General features: G+C 44.3%; 22 protein-coding genes and 1 pseudogene. 12 read left to right on the top strand and 11 right to left on the bottom strand.

Annotated features, from left to right (window positions below; all coding sequences use genetic code 11):
* The gene (gene coaD / locus CSW98_RS15350; RefSeq protein WP_100801360.1) at positions 1-483 is read left to right on the top strand and encodes a pantetheine-phosphate adenylyltransferase; all 483 of its coding nucleotides are present in this window, start codon (positions 1-3) and stop codon (positions 481-483) included.
* On the opposite strand, the gene CSW98_RS17800 is transcribed toward coaD, so the two are convergent.
* The 8 genes from CSW98_RS17800 to radC form a co-directional block, all read right to left on the bottom strand.
* A complete protein-coding gene (locus CSW98_RS17800) occupies positions 476-940 on the bottom strand; it encodes a serine O-acetyltransferase (protein WP_100801359.1) in 465 nt (154 codons plus the stop codon). The genes coaD and CSW98_RS17800 overlap by 8 nt on opposite strands.
* Positions 941-958: 18 nt before the next feature.
* Positions 959-2,944, bottom strand: coding sequence for an LTA synthase family protein (locus tag CSW98_RS15340; RefSeq protein WP_100801358.1), 1,986 nt, complete (start codon positions 2,942-2,944; stop codon positions 959-961).
* A gap of 16 nt (positions 2,945-2,960) precedes the next feature.
* Complete coding sequence (gene mutM, locus CSW98_RS15335; RefSeq protein WP_100801357.1) at positions 2,961-3,770, bottom strand: bifunctional DNA-formamidopyrimidine glycosylase/DNA-(apurinic or apyrimidinic site) lyase; 810 nt, start codon at positions 3,768-3,770, stop codon at positions 2,961-2,963.
* Between the two features lie 24 nt (positions 3,771-3,794).
* The gene (locus CSW98_RS15330; RefSeq protein WP_100801356.1) at positions 3,795-4,262 is read right to left on the bottom strand and encodes a hypothetical protein; all 468 of its coding nucleotides are present in this window, start codon (positions 4,260-4,262) and stop codon (positions 3,795-3,797) included.
* 21 nt (positions 4,263-4,283) lie between these two features.
* The gene (locus CSW98_RS15325; protein WP_100801355.1) at positions 4,284-5,189 is read right to left on the bottom strand and encodes a glycosyl transferase; all 906 of its coding nucleotides are present in this window, start codon (positions 5,187-5,189) and stop codon (positions 4,284-4,286) included.
* A 196-nt stretch (positions 5,190-5,385) separates the two neighbouring features.
* Entirely contained in the window at positions 5,386-5,553 is a 168-nt protein-coding gene (gene rpmG / locus CSW98_RS15320) for a 50S ribosomal protein L33 (protein WP_004728408.1), read from the bottom strand.
* A gap of 13 nt (positions 5,554-5,566) precedes the next feature.
* The gene (gene rpmB, locus CSW98_RS15315) at positions 5,567-5,803 is read right to left on the bottom strand and encodes a 50S ribosomal protein L28 (RefSeq protein WP_004728407.1); all 237 of its coding nucleotides are present in this window, start codon (positions 5,801-5,803) and stop codon (positions 5,567-5,569) included.
* A gap of 283 nt (positions 5,804-6,086) precedes the next feature.
* Positions 6,087-6,761 (bottom strand): RadC family protein, encoded by a 675-nt coding sequence (radC, locus tag CSW98_RS15310; RefSeq protein WP_100801354.1) that lies wholly within the window; start codon positions 6,759-6,761, stop codon positions 6,087-6,089.
* 212 nt (positions 6,762-6,973) lie between these two features.
* Here radC and coaBC point away from each other — a divergent pair, with 212 nt between their 5' ends.
* From coaBC to lpxL, 4 genes are all read left to right on the top strand, one after another.
* On the top strand, positions 6,974-8,197 hold the full coding sequence (coaBC, locus tag CSW98_RS15305; RefSeq protein ID WP_100801478.1) for a bifunctional phosphopantothenoylcysteine decarboxylase/phosphopantothenate--cysteine ligase CoaBC: 1,224 nt from the start codon (positions 6,974-6,976) through the stop codon (positions 8,195-8,197).
* A gap of 136 nt (positions 8,198-8,333) precedes the next feature.
* On the top strand, positions 8,334-8,789 hold the full coding sequence (dut, locus tag CSW98_RS15300) for a dUTP diphosphatase (RefSeq protein WP_100801353.1): 456 nt from the start codon (positions 8,334-8,336) through the stop codon (positions 8,787-8,789).
* A gap of 103 nt (positions 8,790-8,892) precedes the next feature.
* Positions 8,893-9,483: a nucleoid occlusion factor SlmA gene (gene slmA / locus CSW98_RS15295; protein ID WP_100801352.1), complete on the top strand. Its 591-nt coding sequence runs from the start codon at positions 8,893-8,895 to the stop codon at positions 9,481-9,483.
* 12 nt (positions 9,484-9,495) lie between these two features.
* The gene (lpxL, locus tag CSW98_RS15290; RefSeq protein WP_100801351.1) at positions 9,496-10,443 is read left to right on the top strand and encodes an LpxL/LpxP family Kdo(2)-lipid IV(A) lauroyl/palmitoleoyl acyltransferase; all 948 of its coding nucleotides are present in this window, start codon (positions 9,496-9,498) and stop codon (positions 10,441-10,443) included.
* Between the two features lie 82 nt (positions 10,444-10,525).
* Here the strand turns inward: lpxL and pyrE are convergent, their stop codons facing one another.
* Both pyrE and rph read right to left on the bottom strand, forming a co-directional pair.
* On the bottom strand, positions 10,526-11,167 hold the full coding sequence (pyrE, locus tag CSW98_RS15285) for an orotate phosphoribosyltransferase (protein WP_100801477.1): 642 nt from the start codon (positions 11,165-11,167) through the stop codon (positions 10,526-10,528).
* 64 nt (positions 11,168-11,231) lie between these two features.
* Positions 11,232-11,948: a ribonuclease PH gene (gene rph / locus CSW98_RS15280; protein ID WP_100801350.1), complete on the bottom strand. Its 717-nt coding sequence runs from the start codon at positions 11,946-11,948 to the stop codon at positions 11,232-11,234.
* 172 nt (positions 11,949-12,120) lie between these two features.
* Here rph and CSW98_RS15275 point away from each other — a divergent pair, with 172 nt between their 5' ends.
* The 3 genes and pseudogenes from CSW98_RS15275 to CSW98_RS15265 all read left to right on the top strand — a co-directional run bounded on the left by CSW98_RS15275 (position 12,121) and on the right by CSW98_RS15265 (position 15,050).
* Entirely contained in the window at positions 12,121-12,987 is an 867-nt protein-coding gene (locus tag CSW98_RS15275; protein WP_100801349.1) for a YicC/YloC family endoribonuclease, read from the top strand.
* Between the two features lie 152 nt (positions 12,988-13,139).
* Positions 13,140-13,241, top strand: a pseudogene (locus tag CSW98_RS17905) (Arm DNA-binding domain-containing protein); the annotation flags it as partial.
* 336 nt (positions 13,242-13,577) lie between these two features.
* Positions 13,578-15,050, top strand: a complete 1,473-nt coding sequence (locus tag CSW98_RS15265) for a C69 family dipeptidase (protein ID WP_100801347.1) — start codon at positions 13,578-13,580, stop codon at positions 15,048-15,050.
* A 315-nt stretch (positions 15,051-15,365) separates the two neighbouring features.
* Here CSW98_RS15265 and CSW98_RS15260 read toward each other — a convergent pair whose 3' ends face one another.
* Positions 15,366-15,923: a YrbL family protein gene (locus CSW98_RS15260; protein WP_100801346.1), complete on the bottom strand. Its 558-nt coding sequence runs from the start codon at positions 15,921-15,923 to the stop codon at positions 15,366-15,368.
* Between the two features lie 283 nt (positions 15,924-16,206).
* Here CSW98_RS15260 and gmk point away from each other — a divergent pair, with 283 nt between their 5' ends.
* The 4 genes from gmk to trmH all read left to right on the top strand — a co-directional run bounded on the left by gmk (position 16,207) and on the right by trmH (position 20,018).
* On the top strand, positions 16,207-16,827 hold the full coding sequence (gene gmk, locus CSW98_RS15255; RefSeq protein WP_100801345.1) for a guanylate kinase: 621 nt from the start codon (positions 16,207-16,209) through the stop codon (positions 16,825-16,827).
* Between the two features lie 87 nt (positions 16,828-16,914).
* A complete protein-coding gene (gene rpoZ, locus CSW98_RS15250; protein WP_100801344.1) occupies positions 16,915-17,187 on the top strand; it encodes a DNA-directed RNA polymerase subunit omega in 273 nt (90 codons plus the stop codon).
* A gap of 22 nt (positions 17,188-17,209) precedes the next feature.
* Positions 17,210-19,330 carry a bifunctional GTP diphosphokinase/guanosine-3',5'-bis pyrophosphate 3'-pyrophosphohydrolase gene (gene spoT, locus CSW98_RS15245; RefSeq protein WP_100801343.1) on the top strand — a complete coding sequence of 707 codons (2,121 nt, stop codon included), beginning with the start codon at positions 17,210-17,212 and terminating at the stop codon, positions 19,328-19,330.
* A 1-nt stretch (position 19,331) separates the two neighbouring features.
* A complete protein-coding gene (gene trmH / locus CSW98_RS15240) occupies positions 19,332-20,018 on the top strand; it encodes a tRNA (guanosine(18)-2'-O)-methyltransferase TrmH (RefSeq protein WP_100801342.1) in 687 nt (228 codons plus the stop codon).
* Positions 20,019-20,072: the final 54 nt, after the last annotated feature.

The raw sequence follows: 20,072 nt of genomic DNA, 5'->3' as shown, positions 1-20,072 counted from the left end.
ATGGCCATAAAAGTCATCTACCCCGGCACCTTCGATCCTATCACTAACGGCCATATCGATCTGATCCTGCGAGCTGCCAAAATGTTTGGTCATGTCATTATTGGCGTGGCAGCCAGCCCAAGTAAAAAGACCATGTTTACGCTGGAAGAAAGGGTCATGATGATCGAAGAGGTATTCAGTGAACACAACAATATCTCTGCGGTGGGCTTTTCCGGCCTGCTGGTTGACTTCGCCAGACAACAAAACGCCAACTTATTAGTCCGCGGACTAAGGACCACGGTTGATTTTGAATATGAATTCGGCCTGACCAATATGTATAGAAAGCTGTTACCTGAACTGGAAAGTGTATTTCTGACGCCGTCAGAAGAATACACGTTTCTGTCATCAACAATTGTTCGGGAAGTTGCTCTGCATGGTGGTGATGTGTCGCAATTTGTACCAAACAATGTAGAGAACCGACTAAAAGATAAGTGCCTTAACTAATAGTTGAAATGACATTTGCACCAGTAACCAAGCTATTCGAAGGAACATCTTTTGTAACAACTGCATTCGCCGCAATAATTGAACCGTTACCGATTTTAATATTTCCGGCTACGATTGCACCACTAAAAATCATTACATCATCTCCGATGATGGGCATTGCTCGTTTATCCTTGTTATTGGATCCTAATGTTACATTCTGAAATATGGTGACATTTTTGCCAATTTTCGTATAGGGACCAATAACGATTCCAACCAAATGAGGGAATTTAATAGTCTCTAAGTCTAATTGTACACCTTTTACAATTTCACAACCATACCGATAATAGATACGGCGTTGCCAATGAGTTGATAGTCGACGAAATCCCTTTGAGTGGAGAGAGTTCATAATTTGAATGTCATATTTTACTTTTTTATTGGGTGTACACCGAGAACAAGATTTGATGAATAAATTTAACATTAAATACTCATTTTATTTTTACTGATTTTTTATAGAAATCTGCCAACGCAGATAGTAATCCTGCAGTTTATGGTATTCTGCCGCCAGTTCCGGATCCGGATTGTGTTCCGGTTGAATAAGGTTATGCAGGCCATCATCCGCCCACGGGTAAATTTGTTCAGATTTAGACGGAATAGACACTCCTTTCTCTGAGATAACCCGGCCGTTATTATAACCAAAGTTGTCTATTGACCCTGCCGATAAAAGGTTCTTTCCTCCCAGAGAAATATAATCCTCATCTGACAAACTGTAGTGATACAAGGTCGGGAAAATATCCTTATGTGAGCCAATACGCTGCGCATCATAACGGTGATCCGTATGATTAAGGATCACTTCGGGTACATACAGGTAGAAGGGCACACTGTAGCTGATAGCCAGCTCATCCGGTTTATTAGCTTCCAGATACCGCATCCGGTGATCCCCTGTTGCAGCGATAATCGTGCGTTCTTTTAAGGTACTGGATTTCACCGATGCAATAAAATTCCCTAATGCATTATTCGCATACTGATAAGCTCCCAGCAACGCTGCCCCATGCTCAACCATTGGCCCGAGCAATGTATTCAGGCGTTCACCGGGCTGTACAGGCTTAGGCTGATAGTTCACCGGAACCATAAAAGGAGAGTGGTTGGTCACGGTCAACAGATAAATCATCAATGGCTTGTCCGATTCCTCCATCAACTTTTCTGCGTACTGAAAGGCAAACTCATCCGGTACACCCCAGGTTCCATAATAGGCTGCAGACTCCGGATATTCCCGCATCAGCGTGTTTTCATCCACGATACGGTCAAAGCCCTGCAGCGGCAGATAGTTCGCCAGATTGCGCCACATAGCATTACCGGCCGTGATATATACTACCTCATACCCTGCCTGTTTGTATGGTAGAACAGCCGAGCTTTCCAGCTTCACCTTTTGTGCACTGGAACGGCTGATATTGGGTGAATTACTATGAAACAGCATCATAGCCATGGTATCGATAGTCGCCGTGGTCCCCGCCAGAAAACGTTTAAAAACGAAATCTTCATTGAAGGCGGGACGTAAGGAACCTAATAAGTCATTTGCTTTCGCATCATCTTCCATCAGCACATTAGTACCAAAACCTTCCATCAGAGCCATCACCACATGAGGTTTGTGCTCAGCAAGATAGGCATTTTCCGGCGTTGTGTATTCAGGCGTTGGCTGATGCAGCACTTTCTGCATCTGAGTAACTACCTGTTCTTCCGTCACCGGCTCAAATGTCGCCTGCTTATTATAATCAGCTCGGGCCCATTCAAGAGCAACAAACGCATTGGGCGTGATCTTATTCAGCACATCATAATCCGACACACTGGCATGGTAACGTTTAAGAGGTAATGTAGAAAGTGAGCCCCGGGCAAGAGCGGCATAGGTAAAAACAGTGATAACGACAATGACCGCGAACAAAGACCAATGCATTGGCTTTATATTCCAGTATTCAGACTGACGCAGAAAACGCGATACAATATACGTCATCAGGAAAGTAATAACTGCCACAGCCAATAAAGCAGCCAGAACAGGATAATCACTCCAGACACTCGTCAGCACCGCTCCGGTGTCATCATCAAACAAGCCGAAGACAAACACATCAATATAATTGCCGAATGTTGTGTAATAGTAGTAATTACCGATACTAAACGTTATCAGAAGGAAGAAAAGTACGGCTGCATAATAAAGAAATACCGTTCTGAGCTTACCGAAACCACCCCGAAAAGCAGCCAAAAGAAGACCAGATAAAAATAGTGGCGCTAAGCCGATAGTCGCTACTTTCAAATCAAAACGGCTGCCGACCCAAAATGCCCGGAACAGATCTTCTTCCCGTCCAGATAACATTCCGGAATCAACCTGCAGATAAAAGAAAATCATGCGGCTAATAAACAAAAGTGCAGCAGAAAGACACAGCATCAAGCTGACCATTCCTGCCAGTTGATAAAAATTCTTCTGGAAGTTCATCGTAAATTACATCGGTTTAATGCTGACAATTCGGGCAGAAATAACTGTTTCTCTGACCAATTTTCTGTTGCTGAATAGTATCACCACAAACCGGGCACTCTTCACCTGCTTTACCGTAAACTTGTAGCTGGAGCACAAAATAACCCGGTTTACCGTCTGCCTGAGAAAAATCCTTCAGGGTCGTTCCCCCTTGTTTAATCGCATCGGCCAGAACAGCCTTAATAGCCGTGACCAGAATAACCCACTGTTCTGATGTCAGTTTTCCCGCGGGTGTGGATGGAAGAATACCGGAATTGAACAAAGATTCGTTCGCATAAATATTGCCAACACCAACCACTATCTTGCTATCCATAATAAATTGCTTGATAGCAACCCGTTTGCCTTTAGCTTTTTTCTGCATATAAACGGCTGTAAATTTATCTTGCAGCGGCTCGGGACCAAGGTGCCCCAGCAGTTCATGTATCGTATCCTTATCCTGCCATAGCCATGCACCAAAACGACGTGGATCGTTATACCGCAGCCGCTTACCATTCGTCAGAACCAGATCGATATGGTCATGTTTGCCGTGAGGTACATCTGAACCCAGCACCCTGAGAGATCCGGACATTCCAAGATGAATAATGACGCTTCCCTGTTCTGTTTCCAGCAACAGATATTTTGCCCGCCGCTGTATTGCGGTTATCATCTGTCCCTGTAAACCATTCAGCTCTTCGGATACGAGCCAGCGTAATTTTGGCTGACGAATCACAATCTGCTGAATAGTTTGATTCAGAAGATGCGGTTCAATGCCCATCCGGCTGACTTCAACTTCGGGTAACTCTGGCATGTCTTCTCCTCAATGTCTGACCATTCAAAAAGGAAACAGATAATGATCTTCGACAGAGACGGCAATCCATTCATCCTGCCAGTTCTTCAGTAACCAAAAATTAGGCGTCTGGTAATAAGTCACCCGCTGAGGCTCTTCCAGATCCTGATACCATACCTCCAGCGTATTCGCACTGGAAAGGGTTCCGGTTAGCTGGGTAAAAGTCGCCTCGTCAACCTTCGTTCCGATCAAAGATATCCATCGGGAGGCTAACTCATCTGCCGGGATCTGACTCTGCCGGTTGATCACCCAATCAGACCCTTTGCGTTCCAGCGACCATTGGGCAAAATGAAGCTGCTCAACATCTGCTTCAGGGTTTAGCAGATGAGGATATGATACCTGCTGTTTTTCTTTCAGATGTGATTTAATCACGTTCGGCAGATTCAGCACCGCCATAAATACAATCAGCGCCAGGATCAGCAGGTTATTCCAGCCACGTCGGGATAGTTTCATTTATAACCTTTACATCACTATTTACTTCAGCTTAAGGCAATAATGTTCAACAAGTTTGGCAAACTGTTTGTCGTTACCGCCTTTCCTTACATTTATTTTAGCCAGCCCCGAATCCCGATTTGCCATCAAAGCCAATCCCCCGCTGCTGAAGTCCGTTTTTTTGCAAATAGATCCTTGCCTATAAGCCATAACTTTAAGCCACAAATCATCAGCGTGGGGGCACAAGTTACTGAACGTTTTGATATCTGTAACATCTTTATGTAAAGAACCCGGAGGATACAGAATACCACCAGAACCCGTTAAGACGATTTGGTGAGAAGCTTCACCTTCTGTAATCGCATAATCCCATTGCTTATACGGAAGAGGCTTATCTGCTGAATCAAATCGGATACGATGCCCTCTGTGACCAATCACATATCCCGGATTCACCCGATGTTCTCGGATCAAAATATCCAATGTATTAGCAGCATATAGGACATCATCATCAATGGTAACAATGCCCGCATCAGGCATTTCCTGTAAAGCGGGGATAATTTTCTTAAATGACTTATAATTGGGACAAAATCGGACTTCTAAACCACGAGCTATTTGATTGTGCAACTCTCTTGGTAACGATGACAAAGTGAATTCATTCTCATCTAACCAGAGAATAATCCTATTAGCCAAAACAGACTGCTGTCCGATTGATTCGATAACCAAATGAACATCATGAATACGTTTAGAATAGGTGGTGAGACTAACGACCAGTTCGAACTCTAAACATTTTTCTTCACTGATTAGTGACTTTTCCGAATTAACCGCCAAATATTGAAGCCGTTCAGCCTTTACAGAAGTATCGATTATTCTCTGTATAGACCTTATATTACGAGTGATCGTTTTTTTTTCCTTCGCTCTTTTAGTTAATTTTCGCTTTATCCACTTAAACATCATTGTTCCCGTAGTCAAAATTGATTTCTGCCCTATTCTCTATCCGTCAGAATATACATTGTGACTATTATAAAGAGCAAACAAACATGTTCATATTAGTTATATAGCATATGATATTTACCTGAACATCTAAAAACATGTATAAAAAAACCCGGCTACAGGCCGGGTTTTTACTATTCTAAAAGCCAGAAATCAATTACTTGATTTTTGCTTCTTTGTACACAACATGCTGGCGTACTACTGGATCAAATTTTTTGATCTCGAATTTGCCTGGCATGTTACGCTTGTTTTTGTCAGTTGTGTAGAAGTGACCAGTACCAGCAGAAGATACCAGACGAATTTTCTCACGAATGCCTTTAGCCATTGCTCAATTCCTCTTATACGTTCTCGCCACGAGCACGGATATCAACAAGAACAGCATCGATGCCTTTCTTATCAATAATACGCATGCCTTTAGCAGTTAGACGTAGTTTAACAAAACGTTTTTCGCTCTCTACCCAGAAACGATGTGTTTGTAGGTTCGGCAGAAAACGACGCTTAGTAGCATTTCGTGCGTGTGAACGGTTGTTACCCGTTACTGGACGCTTACCAGTTACTTGGCATACTCGGGACATGAATGTCTTCTCCAAATCGTTTCAGCTCGATATCAACCTTGCTGGTTGCCCCCCTTTTGTTCTAAAAGAACGGAGGTAAAAACCGCTATGGAAAATCCACACAAGGCTATCAAAGGTCGCGCATTATACTAACTTGATATGCATTGCTCAAGACCCGAACAGATCCTTTTTACAGAATTTGCAGATCTTTTTTGAGTCGGAAGCTGAATTGTGTTCAAAAATAGTGCGCGAATCATACCAGAATTTGCACGGCTCACAACAAAAAAATCCGGCTATACGCGAATTATATCCATCCTCTTTCTGCAAAAGAGACAACCTCACCATCACCGATAACAAAATGATCCAGCACTCTGATATCCACCAACGATAAAGCATCAATGATTCTGTGGGTAATACGTCTGTCACACTGGCTCGGTTCTGCAATACCTGATGGATGATTATGAGCCAGAATAACAGCCGCTGAGTTATGCTCCAGCGCTCGTTTTACCACTTCTCGGGGATAAACATTTGCAGAATCAATAGTACCTTCAAACAAAATTTCATCGCTGAGCACCCGGTGCTGATTATCCAGAAACAAAACATAAAAAGCCTCTCGGGGCCGATCTCTGAGCATGCTGGAGAGATACTGTTTCGTCTGCTGTGAACTGCTTAGCCCCTCTCCTCTGTCTAAGGTTTCCGCCAGATAACGCTGCGTCATTTCTATCACTGCCTGCAGCTGAACAAATTTAGCGTCCCCAAGCCCCCTGTGACGGCAAAACTCATCTCTGGAACTGGCGAACAACTTTCTCAACGAACCAAAATCAGTCAACAGATAATCGGCAAGCTCTATGGCATTCATTCCAGAAATACCGGTACGCAGAAAAATAGCCAGCAATTCCGCATCGGATAAAGCTTTAGCACCACGAAGCAGTAACTTTTCCCTTGGCCGGGATTCTAAAGGCAAAGATTTGATCGTCATAGGCATACTCCTGTTTCCTTGCAATAAGAAAACCAGAAGCATTGAATATCAAATTTGATAATCTATTTCTGGATGTACTTCAGGTTACTAAAGCCATTTCCTACTTATCGCACACACAGAGCATACTATGCGAGTAACCACTTACTTATCATTGTATTGTTCACGACGAAAAATGTGATATGGTTTGCGCAGAAACTTTGGAGAACCAGACAATGCAAACTCTGACAGGGAAACATATCCTTCTGGGGATCAGCGGGGGCATCGCTGCTTATAAATGTGCAGAACTGACCCGACGCCTGATAGAAAGAGGGGCCGAGGTGCACGTGGTAATGACCGAGGCAGCAAAAGAATTTATCACACCTCTGACTATGCAGGCTATATCCGGTAATCCGGTCGCAGAAAGCCTGCTTGATCCACGGGCAGAAGCCTCTATGAGCCATATCGAACTGGCCAAATGGGCCGATATAGTACTGTTGGCTCCAGCCACAGCTGACCTGATAGCCCGGATTGCTGCCGGAATGGGTAATGATCTGGTCTCTACCGCTGTTCTGGCGACGGATGCACCTATTGCCGTGGCTCCGGCCATGAACCAGCAGATGTATCAGAATATGGCTACTCAAGAAAATATTGCCACACTAAAGCGTCGTGGTATGCATATCTGGGGGCCGGATTCTGGAGAGCAGGCATGTGGTGATATCGGACCAGGTCGCATGTTACAGCCGATGGATCTGGTTGAGCGTTGTGAAGCATTTTTTCGGGGACAACACCTTCCTAAGCTGCTGAAAGGTAAGTCCTTACTGCTGACCGCAGGACCAACGCGAGAAGCCTTGGATCCTGTACGCTATATTACAAATCACAGCTCAGGGAAAATGGGCTATGCGCTGGCACAGGCCGCGGCCGCGATGGGAGCAGAAGTAACCCTTATCAGCGGACCTGTGGCACTTCAGGCTCCGGCCGGAATTAAGGTTATCCCAATAGAAACCGCGCAACAGATGTATCTGGAAGTTATGTCGCGAGTCACAGATAACGACATATTTATTGGCTGTGCTGCCGTAGCCGATTACCGGCCTGACACAGTTGCAGAGCACAAGATCAAGAAAACAACTGACAATGATACTATCACTATCCACATGATAAAGAATCCGGATATCATTGCGTCGGTTGCAGCTCTCAAAACAGACCGCCCATTTTCGGTAGGATTTGCGGCAGAAACCCAAAATGTAGAACAATACGCTTTAAGCAAACTGGAACGCAAAAATCTGGATATGATTTGTGCAAACAATGTATCCGTCAGCGGACAGGGGTTCAACAGCAACGACAACGCGCTGACTCTATACTGGAAAGACGGTAAAAAGAGCCTGCCTTTGGATAGTAAGTTGGCATTAAGTCGCGAGATCCTGACGGCAGTGAGCAAGAGACTAGAGACTAGAGACTAGAGACTAGAGACTAGAGACTAGAGACTAGAGAGGATACAGGTTACAGAAAAAAATCTGTCATCCCTGCGAAGTCAGGGATCTCATTTCTGTAACCAGAAACTTATTATTTTCAACCACAACCGAATTAATAGAACTTATGAAACAAATTGACTTAAAAATCTTAGACAAACGTATCGGTAACGAATTCCCACTACCCGCTTATGCGACGGAAGGTTCTGCCGGACTTGATTTGCGCGCTTGCCTGGATGAAGCATTAACGGTGGAACCGGGACAGACACACTTGATCCCAACAGGCCTCGCTATTCATATTGCTGACCGGAAACTGGCAGCAACCATTCTGCCTCGTTCAGGCTTAGGCCACAAACACGGCATCGTTCTGGGAAATCTGGTCGGACTGATCGATTCTGACTATCAGGGACAACTGATGGTGTCCGTATGGAACCGTGGGCATGATATTTTTACTATCGAGCCGGGAGACCGGATCGCACAACTGGTATTTGTACCGGTAGTACAGGCAGAATTCAGTATTGTTGAAGATTTCGAAGCGACACAACGTGGCGAGGGTGGATTCGGTCACTCAGGTAAACAATAGAATATCTCCCCCCGGGTACCCTATTCGACTCGCAGAATAGGGTACTCACTGAATATAAAAAGATAATAAAACAAACTAAAGGTTGTCTAAAAGGATCGGAACGATGACGGGTACAAAAAAATCCAATCGCCGTGAAGAAATACTGCAGGCTCTTGCCCATATGCTGGAGTCTAACGAAGGTGCTTCACGTATCACTACAGCTAAACTGGCTAAACAGGTCGGTGTTTCGGAAGCGGCGCTATATCGTCACTTCCCCAGCAAGGCTCGTATGTTCGAAGGATTAATTGAATTTATCGAAGAAGCTATAGTATCCCGTATCAACCGTATTATGGACGATGAAAAAGACACACTACTGCGGATTCGTATGGTTCTGCAGTTAATTCTAGCGTTCTCGGAAAGAAATCCCGGATTAACCAGGATCTTATCCGGTCATGCTCTGATGTTTGAAAATGAACGTCTTCGAGACCGGATAAATCAGTTATTTGAACGTATTGAAACCCAGATCCGACAGATACTGAGAGAGCGTAAACTACGTGAAGGGAAAGCCTTTCCGGTGGAAGAGAATATCCTCGCCGCCCAGCTTCTTGGGCAGGTTGAAGGCAGCCTGAACCGTTTCGTCCGTTCCGATTTTAAATACCGTCCAACCGAGAACTTTGAGGAATACTGGGCACTGTTAAGTGCACAGATTCAGTGACCATATACACGAATGAGTAACCACAAAACTCCTGAATTTACCACCACTTTGCTAGTTCCAAAATACTGGGCGGTATGGCTCGGATTTGGTCTGCTGGCACTGGTAGTTAATCTGCTACCTTATTCTCTGCTTTATAAAATCGGGAGAGGGTTCGGTGCATTAGGAAGACGATTTGGCTCACAACGAATCCATATCACTAAACGCAATCTTGAACTTGCTTTTCCTGAAAAAACAGCTCAGGAAATCGAAACTCTAACCAATGAAAATTTCAAAAATACAGGCCTTGCCGTTATCGAAACAGCCATTGCCTGGTTCTGGCCAAACTGGCGCTTTAAGCGGCTGATAATTTCTCAGGATACATCCCATTTGGATATGCTGGAACAACAGGGAAAAGGGGTGATGTTATGTTGCGTACATGCACTGAATCTGGAAATTACAGCGCGTGCATTTTCCACAATAGGTAAGTCCGGATACGGTATTTACCGGCCACACAATAACCCAGCCTATAACTTTATTCAGCACTGGGGACGTACCCGGACCGGCAATCAGCTTATCGACAGAAAAGATCTAAAGAAAATGATCCGGGTTTTACGACAAGGTAACCGACTCTGGTATCTACCAGACCAGGATTATGGCCGCCGAAAATCTGTCTTTGTGCCTTTCTTTGCTGTCCCAAATGCCTGTACTACCACAGGCACCAGTATTCTGGCTTACACCAGTAAATGTGCCATGGTGACCGGATCCAGCTTCAGAAATGAGCAGGGAAAATATGAATTAATCATTAGTGATGATATTCAGCCAGAATACCCGCAAAAAGATGAAACAGCCGCCGCCGCCTTTATGAACAAACAAATGGAAAAAGTAATATTGCGAGCGCCGGAACAGTGGATGTGGCTGCACAAACGGTTTAAAACCATGGAAGACAGATCAATGCCGAAAGGTAGCAGGTATAAACGCTAATATCTGTTCAATTTTTATTGAAAAACAGGGTACAGAAAAATTCCAGCGTGTTTCTGTACCCTGTTTTTATTCTGTGGTTAACTCACACTCCAAACTCTGTGCGATATGCTTTTACCGCTTCCAGTTGTTTCTGGTTATCGCTTTTTTCTTCAAGATAAGTGATCAAATCGCTCAGGCTCACGATAGACACCACTGAACAGTCGAAATCACGTTCTACTTCCTGAATAGCGGACAGCTCACCCTTGCCTTTTTCCTGACGATCGATAGCCACCAGCACACCAGCCAGATCAGCTCCATTCACTTTGATAATTTCCATGGACTCACGGATTGCCGTGCCGGCGGTAATCACATCATCCACCAACATAATACGGCCTTCCAATGTGCTACCCACAAGGTTGCCACCTTCGCCGTGGTCTTTGGCTTCCTTACGATTAAAGCAATATGGGGTATCTACATCATGGTGATCTGCCAGAGCTACCGCAGTAGTCGTTGCAATGGGAATACCTTTATATGCGGGCCCAAATAACACATCATATTGAATACCAGAGTCAACCAACGCTGCAGCATAAAAACGTCCTAGACGAGCCAAATCACGCCCCGTATTAAACAAGCCAGCATTAAAAAAGTATGGGCTCTTACGGCCTGATTTTAATGTAAACTCACCAAACTTAAGTACCTCTTTTTCTAAGGCAAACTCAATAAACTCTCGCTGGTATGCTTTCATCTTCTGTCTCTTATCCATTTTACATACAAAAAAATAGCCCCTTTACAGGAGCCATTAATAAAAACTATTCGGCTAAGGCCGCTTTCTGAGCCTTAACAATATCGGTGATGCCCTGCTTCGCCAAAGCCAGCAAATCCATCAACTCTTCATGGGAGAAAGGTTCCCCCTCAGCCGTTCCCTGAATTTCAATCATACGGCCATCTTCTGTCATTACGACATTCATATCGGTATCAGCCGCAGAATCTTCTACATATTCCAAATCACAGCGGGCTTCCTTATCCACAATCCCCACCGATACTGCGGCTACATGACCTTTCATTGGGTTCACTTTCAGCTTACCCTCTTTAACCAGAGACTCAAATGCATCAGCCATGGCCACGCTGGCTCCGGAAATAGAAGCCGTACGCGTACCGCCATCAGCCTGAATCACATCACAATCCACAGTAATCATTATTTCACCCATGGCTTCCAGCTCCACAACCGCTCGCAGGCTGCGAGCGATCAGACGCTGAATTTCCATAGTACGACCACCCTGTTTACCACTCGCCGCTTCACGACGGGTGCGGGAGTGTGTTGCACGTGGCAGCATGCCATACTCTGCGGTTACCCAGCCTTTACCTTGCCCTTTCAGCCAGCGAGGAACATTCTCTTCCACCGTTGCATTACACAGAACTTTGGTATTACCAAACTCTACCAGCACAGAACCTTCAGCATACGCTGTATAGTGACGGGTAATCTTGATTGGACGAACTTGTTCCAGCTTTCTATCGTTTGGTCGCATGAAATCTCACCTGAAAATGGGAATAGAATTGGCCGGAAATTATAACGGAATACATTGTCAGGAGCGAGAGGCAAGCCAGGAAAACTTGTATTTCCAGACAGGTCTTTTTCTGTTTATGTGTTAGCATTAAGGGTAATCAATTGTTTTCACGTATGTGATTAAGGTACTGTCAATGATCTACAGCATGACCGCTTATGCGCGTAAAGAAGTCAAAGGCGACTGGGGAAGTGCGGTCTGGGAAATCCGTTCCGTAAACCAGCGTTATCTCGAAACCTATTTTCGTCTTCCAGAACAGTTCCGCTCTTTAGAGCCGTTACTTCGTGAACGTTTTCGTAAACGACTGGCCCGGGGTAAAGTTGAATGTCATCTGCGTTTCGAAGCGAATCCAGCAGCACAAGCAGAACTAACCATCAATAAGACACTGGCTGATCAGGTTATTAAAGCAGCGAACCAGATCATGCATATGACAGGTGAACTTAGCCGGATTAATCCTTTTCAGGTGATGCAGTGGCCAGGAGTAATGGAAACACCAGAGCAGGATATGGATATCGTCAATCAGGATCTGCTGATCGGGTTTGATGAAGCCTTAACCGAATTTATCGAAGCCAGAGGGCGTGAAGGTGATAATATGAAAGCCTTAATTGAACAGCGTCTTTCAGCTATCACTAATGAAGTGATAAAAGTCCGGGCCCGTATGCCCGAAATCCTGCAATGGCAACGTGAGCGTCTTCTTTTTAAATTTGAAGAAGCAAAAGTTGAGCTGGAAGCAGGCCGTGTTGAACAAGAACTCATTCTGTTAGCGCAAAAATCTGATGTGGCAGAAGAGTTGGATCGTTTGGATTCACACGTTAAAGAAACCATTAATATACTGAACAAAGGTGGTTCGTGTGGCCGCAGGCTGGATTTTATGATGCAGGAATTCAACCGTGAATCTAACACACTGGCTTCAAAATCTATCAGCACCGATGTAACCGCATCCGGAGTTGAACTTAAAGTATTAATAGAGCAGATGCGGGAACAGATTCAGAATATTGAGTAATCTCCACACACTTCCATATCGTTATTTAAATTAATAAATATCAAGAGCTTAAATTAAAATAGCTTCCATACCAGTCCATAAATAACTACCTTTAACCACCACCAACTGGTGGTTAAAGTGGTGGGCACGTTACACTATCGTCAGAGCATGATGGTGGTTTGTATTTGGTTGTTCCCCATTCTGGCTATCCTAGTTGGATGTTGCGTTTCACATCGAACAAAAAGCGCCGCGAAATGACACTCGGTAAAGTCAGTGTCATCGACGGTCAAATTTTGCTGAAGACAAACGTTTCCACTGACTTTCAATGCGTAAATTCCCTTATCAAATTATGCAAAAAACGCATATTTTTCAAATAATTATTCATAAAAACGAATGCTATTTATGTGATCAATTGACGAATATTTGTTCTTCTTGGCAGTTACACTCCAAATACAACATTCTGATGAATACCACTACTCGAGTTTGGCTCTCAATATTCCTTATCTTACCCTTGGGAACCAGCTAACCCGGTAGAGATAACAACAATAAATGCTGCAAATACAACGGACATGAACTTCGGTTCTTTCACATTTGATATGCGGAGAATAAAGATGAAAACTTGGTCTGTAACTTTTTTAGCCAGCACAGTGGCCGTTGCGCTAAGTGGAAACGCACTCGCTTGTACCGGAATCATAGTCGGTAAAGGAGCGTCAACCGACGGCAGTATTATGATTGCCCGCAACGAAGACTTTAGTATCAATAACTGGAACAAGTATCTAGAGTATCGTCCAGCACAGGACAACGAAGAGGAAGATTGGAAGCTAGGTAACGGACTTGTTGTCCCTATGCCTAAACACTTCTTCGCCTACTCAGCAATACCAGATTGGGATGCAAAAACCGTCGATAGTGACGGTAAGTTTTACGAAGAACGCGGCATCAATGAGCACAATGTCGCTATTTCGGCGACAACCAGCGCAGAGATCAACGAGAAAGTCGCAAAAGTCGATCCTCTGGTCGAAAATGGCGTAATCGAAGCAATCATTCCTACCCTACTTCTCCCTCAAGCTACCAGTGCTAAGCAAGCGGTTGAACTGCTTGGCAACTACATTGAAACCTATGGTGCTGGTGAAGGAAACAGCCTGTACATTGCCGATATCAATGAAGCTTGGCTGTTTGAGATCGGTTCAGGTCACCATTGGATCGCAGTAAAAGTACCTGATGATAGCTACGCAATGATTGCTAACGGCTTACGTGTTCATGGTGTGGATTTATCTAGTAAAGATGTCCTGCACTCAAAAGACATGTTTGAGTTTGTTGTTGATAACAAGTTACTCGACAAAACTGACAAGAAGTCATTTAACTTCGCAAAAGCGTTTGGTGTCGTTGGCGATGAGTACAATATCGACCGAGAATGGTTAGGACAAAAGATGCTAACGCCTTCAAAACATCAGCAAAGCCGCATGGCTCAATACCCACTGTTTATGGAGCCAGACGAAAAAATCTCAGTTGAAGATGTCGCAGAGTTACTGAGTGCAACCTACAAAGGCACCGCTTTGGAAGGAAAGAGCAAGCGCCCAATCCGAGTGGAACGTCAGTTAGAATCGCATATTATCCAGCTAAGAGAGCAAATGCCGAAAGAACTTCAGGGCGTTATCTGGCAAAGCTTTGGTGTACTCCCTGAGTCTGTACTTGTGCCGCTTTACTCTACGTTGACCGACTATCCAAAAACGTACCAAATTGGCGATGATACCTACAGCGATGACTCTGCATACTGGCAGTTCCGAAGCTTAACCGCATTAGCAGCGGCTAATCCAGACAAGTATCTACCCCTACTTAAGGACACTTGGGATAAGGAAGAAACACGCTTGTATAAGCAAGTCGCGAGTTTAGATAAAACACTAGCGACGATGTACAAAGAGGATAAACAAGCCGCACTAGATATGGCCGCGGACTATTCTTACGGACAGCTTAAGCGTACGTTAAACATGGCAACGGACATCCGTTACAAAATGATGACTGACTTAACTAAGAGCACTGAGAAAAAATACTCTGAAGAAGAGTTCAAAAAGATCATGAGTTTGTGAGGGCAGTGTCGTAACCGTTAGAAAATAAAAGCCCACCGAGACAAGGTGGGCTTTCCACTAGAAGCTCAAACCAGAAAACTCCCTATAAATGAACTAGAGCCTATGTAACCGAATTTAAGCAAGAAGCTATTAATCAAATAACTGTCCACGAATATGCTGATGCTGATACTGCACAACGCTTAGGCGTTAGCATTAAAAACTATTCAAGAAAAAATCGGTAGTGGCTCAATCCTATCAAAAGGTTAAATAATACGATTAGATTATATATCCGTTATTATTCAACATTCTAACGAAATAAATCATATTTAATGATAATTAGACATCCCTAAAGCACTTATCATTCATCATTATTTTTATCTGTTTTTTACTTTTCTTCACAGATAATATAGGTAACATTGTTCTTAACATATATTTAAGGCTATTATTTTTGGCACCAAATCCATCAACAAGCATCGGCTGAAATAAATCTTTTCCTGTTTTTTTCAAAAGAATATTTTGCAATCCACCATCATGAAGCAAAATTTTCTTATCAATCACCTCATTGGCTATTTCCTGAATATAACTTTTTGCTGCATCAAGAGTAATAATATTGTTATTTATATAATAGCTCAATGGTTTAGATACTTCCCCATCAAAATCTCTAATTAGCTCAACTACAAGACCAACTCCTAAATTGGTCTTGATATTTCCAATATACTTGGGAAGTATATTTATACCTTCTCTTTGTTTTTTATAAAAAAACTCTTCATTCAGATTTTGAGTTCCATTTACTCTTTGTATTTTTATACAAAGTCTTTCATTTTCAGGATGAAAATAAACATCTCTGGCACCACCAGATGCAAGGTGAAACTTATCTTCTAACCGAATATGCATATTAACAACCTATTAACATTATTGTGTTATTTTAGTATATTAACACTAATGTAATATTAGTACATATGAAAAATAAAACATGTAACCTTCATATACCATAAAAATCTAATACTTCCCGTTCTAACTTTATCAAACAAACTAATACGAACAGTTGTTAAACAACCCCGTATCGTGCTAATCTTCGTCTCCCTTTTTTTCGCTGCCTGTAGCGAACTGAAACAGATAACAGTACTATTCTGATTATCAGATATTTCACTCTTTTTCTGAGTAGGAACTAAACGACATGGCTCAAGGTACTCTTTACATCGTATCTGCACCGAGCGGAGCAGGTAAATCCAGCTTGATTTCGGCTCTGCTGGAATCCAATCCGGCTTACGCAATGAAAGTCTCCGTTTCTCACACAACTCGCAGCATGCGCCCGGGAGAACAAGACGGTGTACATTACCATTTCGTACAGAAGGCCCTCTTCGAAACGTTAATCGAAAAAGGTGAATTCCTGGAATATGCTGAAGTTTTTGGTAACTACTACGGAACATCCCGGGTATGGATTGAAGAAAACTTGCAGAAAGGGATCGATGTCTTTCTGGATATCGACTGGCAAGGTGCTCAACAAATCCGTACTCAGATGCCACTGGCCAAAAGTGTTTTTATTCTTCCGCCATCGAACGGAGAGCTCGAACGCCGCTTGAATGCCCGTGGACAGGACAGTGAAGAAGTCATTGCCAAGCGAATGAGTGAAGCAAAATCAGAAATATCCCACTATGATGAGTACGATTATCTTATCGTAAATGATGACTTTGATGCCGCATTAATGGACTTCAAAGCCATTATCCGGGCAGAAAGACTGAAACAGGATAAACAAGCTGCCAAATATAATGGTATGCTGACTGCCTTACTAGCGTAATAAAAGCCGGGGATATGTTTATCTTTGCCGGTTCAGCTTGTATAATTTCCCGTCGTTTAAATTTTATTTAATTAATTTGGAGTCCTCATGGCACGCGTAACTGTTCAAGATGCTGTTGAAAAAGTTGGCAACCGTTTCGACCTTGTTCTTATTGCGGCTCGCCGCGCACGTCAAATGCAAACTGGCGGCAAAGATTCACTAGTGCCGGAAGAGAATGATAAGCCAACGGTTATCGCTCTGCGCGAAATCGAAGAAGGTTTGATCAACAAAGAAGTGCTGGACGCACGTGAACGTCAGGAGCAGCAAGAACAAGAAGCTGCTGAACTGGCCGCTGTCAGCAGTATCGCTCACAACCGTTAATTCCGGTTTCAGGGACAGAAATTTGTATCTATTCGATAGTCTCAGGGACGTTGCCCAGGAATATCTCACAGAGCCTCAGTTAGAGGCTCTGCGTCAATCTTACGTGGTAGCAAAAAATGCTCACGAAGGGCAAACCCGTTCAAGTGGTGAACCGTATATCATCCATCCAGTCGCCGTAGCACGAATTCTGGCTGAAATGCGTCTTGACCATGAAACCTTAATGGCAGCACTACTGCATGATGTTATCGAAGATACTGAAGTGTCCAAGGAAGATCTTGCTAATCAGTTTGGCGATACTGTCGCAGAGCTGGTTGACGGAGTCTCTAAGCTGGATAAGCTGAAATTCCGGGACAGGAAAGAAGCTCAGGCAGAAAACTTCCGTAAAATGGTTCTGGCAATGGTACAGGATATCCGGGTTATCCTGATCAAATTGTCTGACCGTACCCATAATATGCGTACGCTGGGTGCACTGCGTCCGGATAAACGCCGCCGAATTGCCAGGGAAACTCTGGAAATCTATTCTCCACTGGCACACCGTCTGGGTATCCATAATATAAAAACTGAGCTGGAAGAACTGGGGTTTGAAGCCCTTTACCCTAACCGTTATCGGGTGCTGAAAGAGGTGGTTCGTTCTGCCCGCGGTAACCGTAAAGAGATGATTCAGCGCATCCATTCTGAGATAGAAGGACGACTTGAAGACGCCGGACTAAAAGCCCGGGTTCTGGGACGGGAAAAAAACCTCTATTCCATTTACAACAAGATGCGTGGTAAAGAGCAGCGTTTCCATACCATTATGGATATCTATGCTTTCAGGGTGATCGTCGATACTGCTGATACCTGCTATCGAGTTCTGGGTCAGGTACACAGTCTGTATAAACCACGTCCGGGTCGTATGAAAGATTACATTGCCGTACCCAAAGCCAACGGCTACCAATCATTACATACTTCTATGGTCGGTCCTCACGGAGTTCCGGTTGAAGTCCAGATCCGGACTGAAGATATGGATCAGATGGCAGATAAAGGTGTTGCTGCACACTGGTCTTATAAATCCGGCAGTGATACAACCGGGACAACCGCTCAGATTAAAGCACAACGCTGGATGCAAAGCCTGCTGGAACTACAGCAGAGTGCCGGCAACTCATTCGAATTTATCGAAAACGTAAAATCCGATCTGTTCCCGGATGAGATTTTTGTCTTTACTCCAAAAGGCAGGATTGTCGAACTTCCGGCCGGGGCAACTCCTGTCGATTTTGCCTACGCCGTGCATACCGATATCGGGAACTCCTGTGTAGGAGCAAGAGTGGATCGCCAGCCTTATCCTTTGAGTAAGTCACTGAAAAACGGTCAAGCTATTGAAATTATCAGTGCACCAGGAGCCAGACCGAACGCAGCATGGCTGAACTATGTGGTTACCTCCCGAGCCCGGACTAAGATCCGTCAGGTGCTGAAAACCATGCGACGTGAAGAGTCTGTAGCACTTGGCCGACGTCTGTTAAATCACGCTCTTGGGCGCCATTCTATCGATACCATCTATCCGGAAAATGTCACCAAAGTTCTGGACGGATTACGGATGAAGTCAGTTGATGATCTGCTGGCAGCAATCGGTCTGGGTGAACTGATGAGTATTGTTATCGCCAGACGCCTGCTGGGTGATACTGGTGAACTGACTGAAACCAGTTCAGTCAGCAGAACATCCGAACAAAAACTCTCGATCAAAGGAGCTGATGGTATTCTTCTGACATACGCTAAGTGCTGCTACCCGATTCCGGGCGATCACGTTATCGCTCATGTCTCTCCCGGTCGTGGACTGGTAGTTCACCGAGAAAGCTGTCCAAACATTCGTGGCTATCAAAAAGAACCGGATAAATATATGAATGTCGAATGGTCAGATGAACATGATCATGAGTTTATATCGGAACTGAAGATTGATATGCATAACCAGCAAGGGGCACTGGCTGCACTGACGAATGTCATTTCGCGAACCGGTTCGAATATTCACGGTATTGCAACTGAAGAAAAAGACGGGCGTCTGTATACCGTTGCGGTTGCTCTGACCACCAAAGACCGGGTGCATCTGGCCGGAATAATGAAAAAAATCCGCGTCATGCCTCAGGTACTTAAAGTCCGCCGACGAAATAAATAAAATGAATTCAGAACGTTATCAGCGTATTCAGACTGTACTGAAAGCACGTCAGCCCGATCTGACGCTGTGTCTGGAAGAAGTACATAAACCCAACAATGTATCAGCCGTTATTCGTACCGCCGATGCTGTTGGGTTGCATAAAATCCATGCCGTCTGGCCGGACGAGAAAATGCGAACCCTTGTACATACCTCAGCAGGAGCCCGGAACTGGGTAGAAGTGGATACCCATGCGACGACAGAACTGGCGATTTCTGCCCTGAAAAAACAGGGGATGCAGATACTGGCTACCAACCTCTCCGATACAGCCGTAGATTTTCGCGATATTGACTACACCAGACCGACAGCGATTATTCTTGGCGGAGAAAAGCACGGTATTACCGGTACTGCACTGCAACTGGCGGACCAGGATATCGTTATCCCGATGGTCGGCATGGTGCAATCACTGAATGTCTCTGTTGCCAGCGCACTGATCCTGTTTGAAGCGCAGAGACAGAGGCAGCTCGCAGGTATGTACGATAATCCGGTATCTGCCTTGCCTGAAGAAACCATCCGACGTATTCTTTTTGAACGCGGACACCCTGTACTGGCAAATGTCGCCAAGCGTAAAGGGCTACCCTATCCACCGCTGGATAATGAAGGCCAAATCATTGCTGACCTTCAATGGTGGGAAGAAATGCAGCGTAAGTGATAGTGTGAAAAAAGAATAAATTCGTCATCCCTGCGAAAGCACTGACGATTTTAT

The sequence above is a fragment of the Vibrio sp. HA2012 genome (assembly GCF_002812955.1).
In the GTDB taxonomy this organism is placed as follows: Bacteria; Pseudomonadota; Gammaproteobacteria; order Enterobacterales; family Vibrionaceae; genus Vibrio.
Note: the sequence above shows the minus strand (reverse complement) of the source record. Positions and strands in the feature narration are given on the sequence as shown.

Excerpts from the sequence above, each read along its gene's own strand:
- rpoZ (WP_100801344.1), top strand. The coding sequence starts at position 16,915 with ATGGCACGCGTAACTGTTCAAGATGCTGTTGAAAAAGTTGGCAACCGT.
- trmH (WP_100801342.1), top strand. The coding sequence starts at position 19,332 with ATGAATTCAGAACGTTATCAGCGTATTCAGACTGTACTGAAAGCACGT.
- CSW98_RS17800 (WP_100801359.1), bottom strand. The coding sequence starts at position 940 with ATGTTAAATTTATTCATCAAATCTTGTTCTCGGTGTACACCCAATAAA.
- rpmG (WP_004728408.1), bottom strand. The coding sequence starts at position 5,553 with ATGGCTAAAGGCATTCGTGAGAAAATTCGTCTGGTATCTTCTGCTGGT.
- radC (WP_100801354.1), bottom strand. The coding sequence starts at position 6,761 with ATGACGATCAAATCTTTGCCTTTAGAATCCCGGCCAAGGGAAAAGTTA.
- mutM (WP_100801357.1), bottom strand. The coding sequence starts at position 3,770 with ATGCCAGAGTTACCCGAAGTTGAAGTCAGCCGGATGGGCATTGAACCG.
- pyrE (WP_100801477.1), bottom strand. The coding sequence starts at position 11,167 with ATGAAAGCATACCAGCGAGAGTTTATTGAGTTTGCCTTAGAAAAAGAG.
- CSW98_RS15275 (WP_100801349.1), top strand. The coding sequence starts at position 12,121 with ATGATCTACAGCATGACCGCTTATGCGCGTAAAGAAGTCAAAGGCGAC.
- slmA (WP_100801352.1), top strand. The coding sequence starts at position 8,893 with ATGACGGGTACAAAAAAATCCAATCGCCGTGAAGAAATACTGCAGGCT.
- coaD (WP_100801360.1), top strand. The coding sequence starts at position 1 with ATGGCCATAAAAGTCATCTACCCCGGCACCTTCGATCCTATCACTAAC.
- gmk (WP_100801345.1), top strand. The coding sequence starts at position 16,207 with ATGGCTCAAGGTACTCTTTACATCGTATCTGCACCGAGCGGAGCAGGT.
- rph (WP_100801350.1), bottom strand. The coding sequence starts at position 11,948 with ATGCGACCAAACGATAGAAAGCTGGAACAAGTTCGTCCAATCAAGATT.
- lpxL (WP_100801351.1), top strand. The coding sequence starts at position 9,496 with ATGAGTAACCACAAAACTCCTGAATTTACCACCACTTTGCTAGTTCCA.
- CSW98_RS15340 (WP_100801358.1), bottom strand. The coding sequence starts at position 2,944 with ATGAACTTCCAGAAGAATTTTTATCAACTGGCAGGAATGGTCAGCTTG.
- CSW98_RS15260 (WP_100801346.1), bottom strand. The coding sequence starts at position 15,923 with ATGCATATTCGGTTAGAAGATAAGTTTCACCTTGCATCTGGTGGTGCC.
- rpmB (WP_004728407.1), bottom strand. The coding sequence starts at position 5,803 with ATGTCCCGAGTATGCCAAGTAACTGGTAAGCGTCCAGTAACGGGTAAC.
- coaBC (WP_100801478.1), top strand. The coding sequence starts at position 6,974 with ATGCAAACTCTGACAGGGAAACATATCCTTCTGGGGATCAGCGGGGGC.
- CSW98_RS15330 (WP_100801356.1), bottom strand. The coding sequence starts at position 4,262 with ATGAAACTATCCCGACGTGGCTGGAATAACCTGCTGATCCTGGCGCTG.
- CSW98_RS15265 (WP_100801347.1), top strand. The coding sequence starts at position 13,578 with ATGAAAACTTGGTCTGTAACTTTTTTAGCCAGCACAGTGGCCGTTGCG.
- CSW98_RS15325 (WP_100801355.1), bottom strand. The coding sequence starts at position 5,189 with ATGTTTAAGTGGATAAAGCGAAAATTAACTAAAAGAGCGAAGGAAAAA.
- dut (WP_100801353.1), top strand. The coding sequence starts at position 8,334 with ATGAAACAAATTGACTTAAAAATCTTAGACAAACGTATCGGTAACGAA.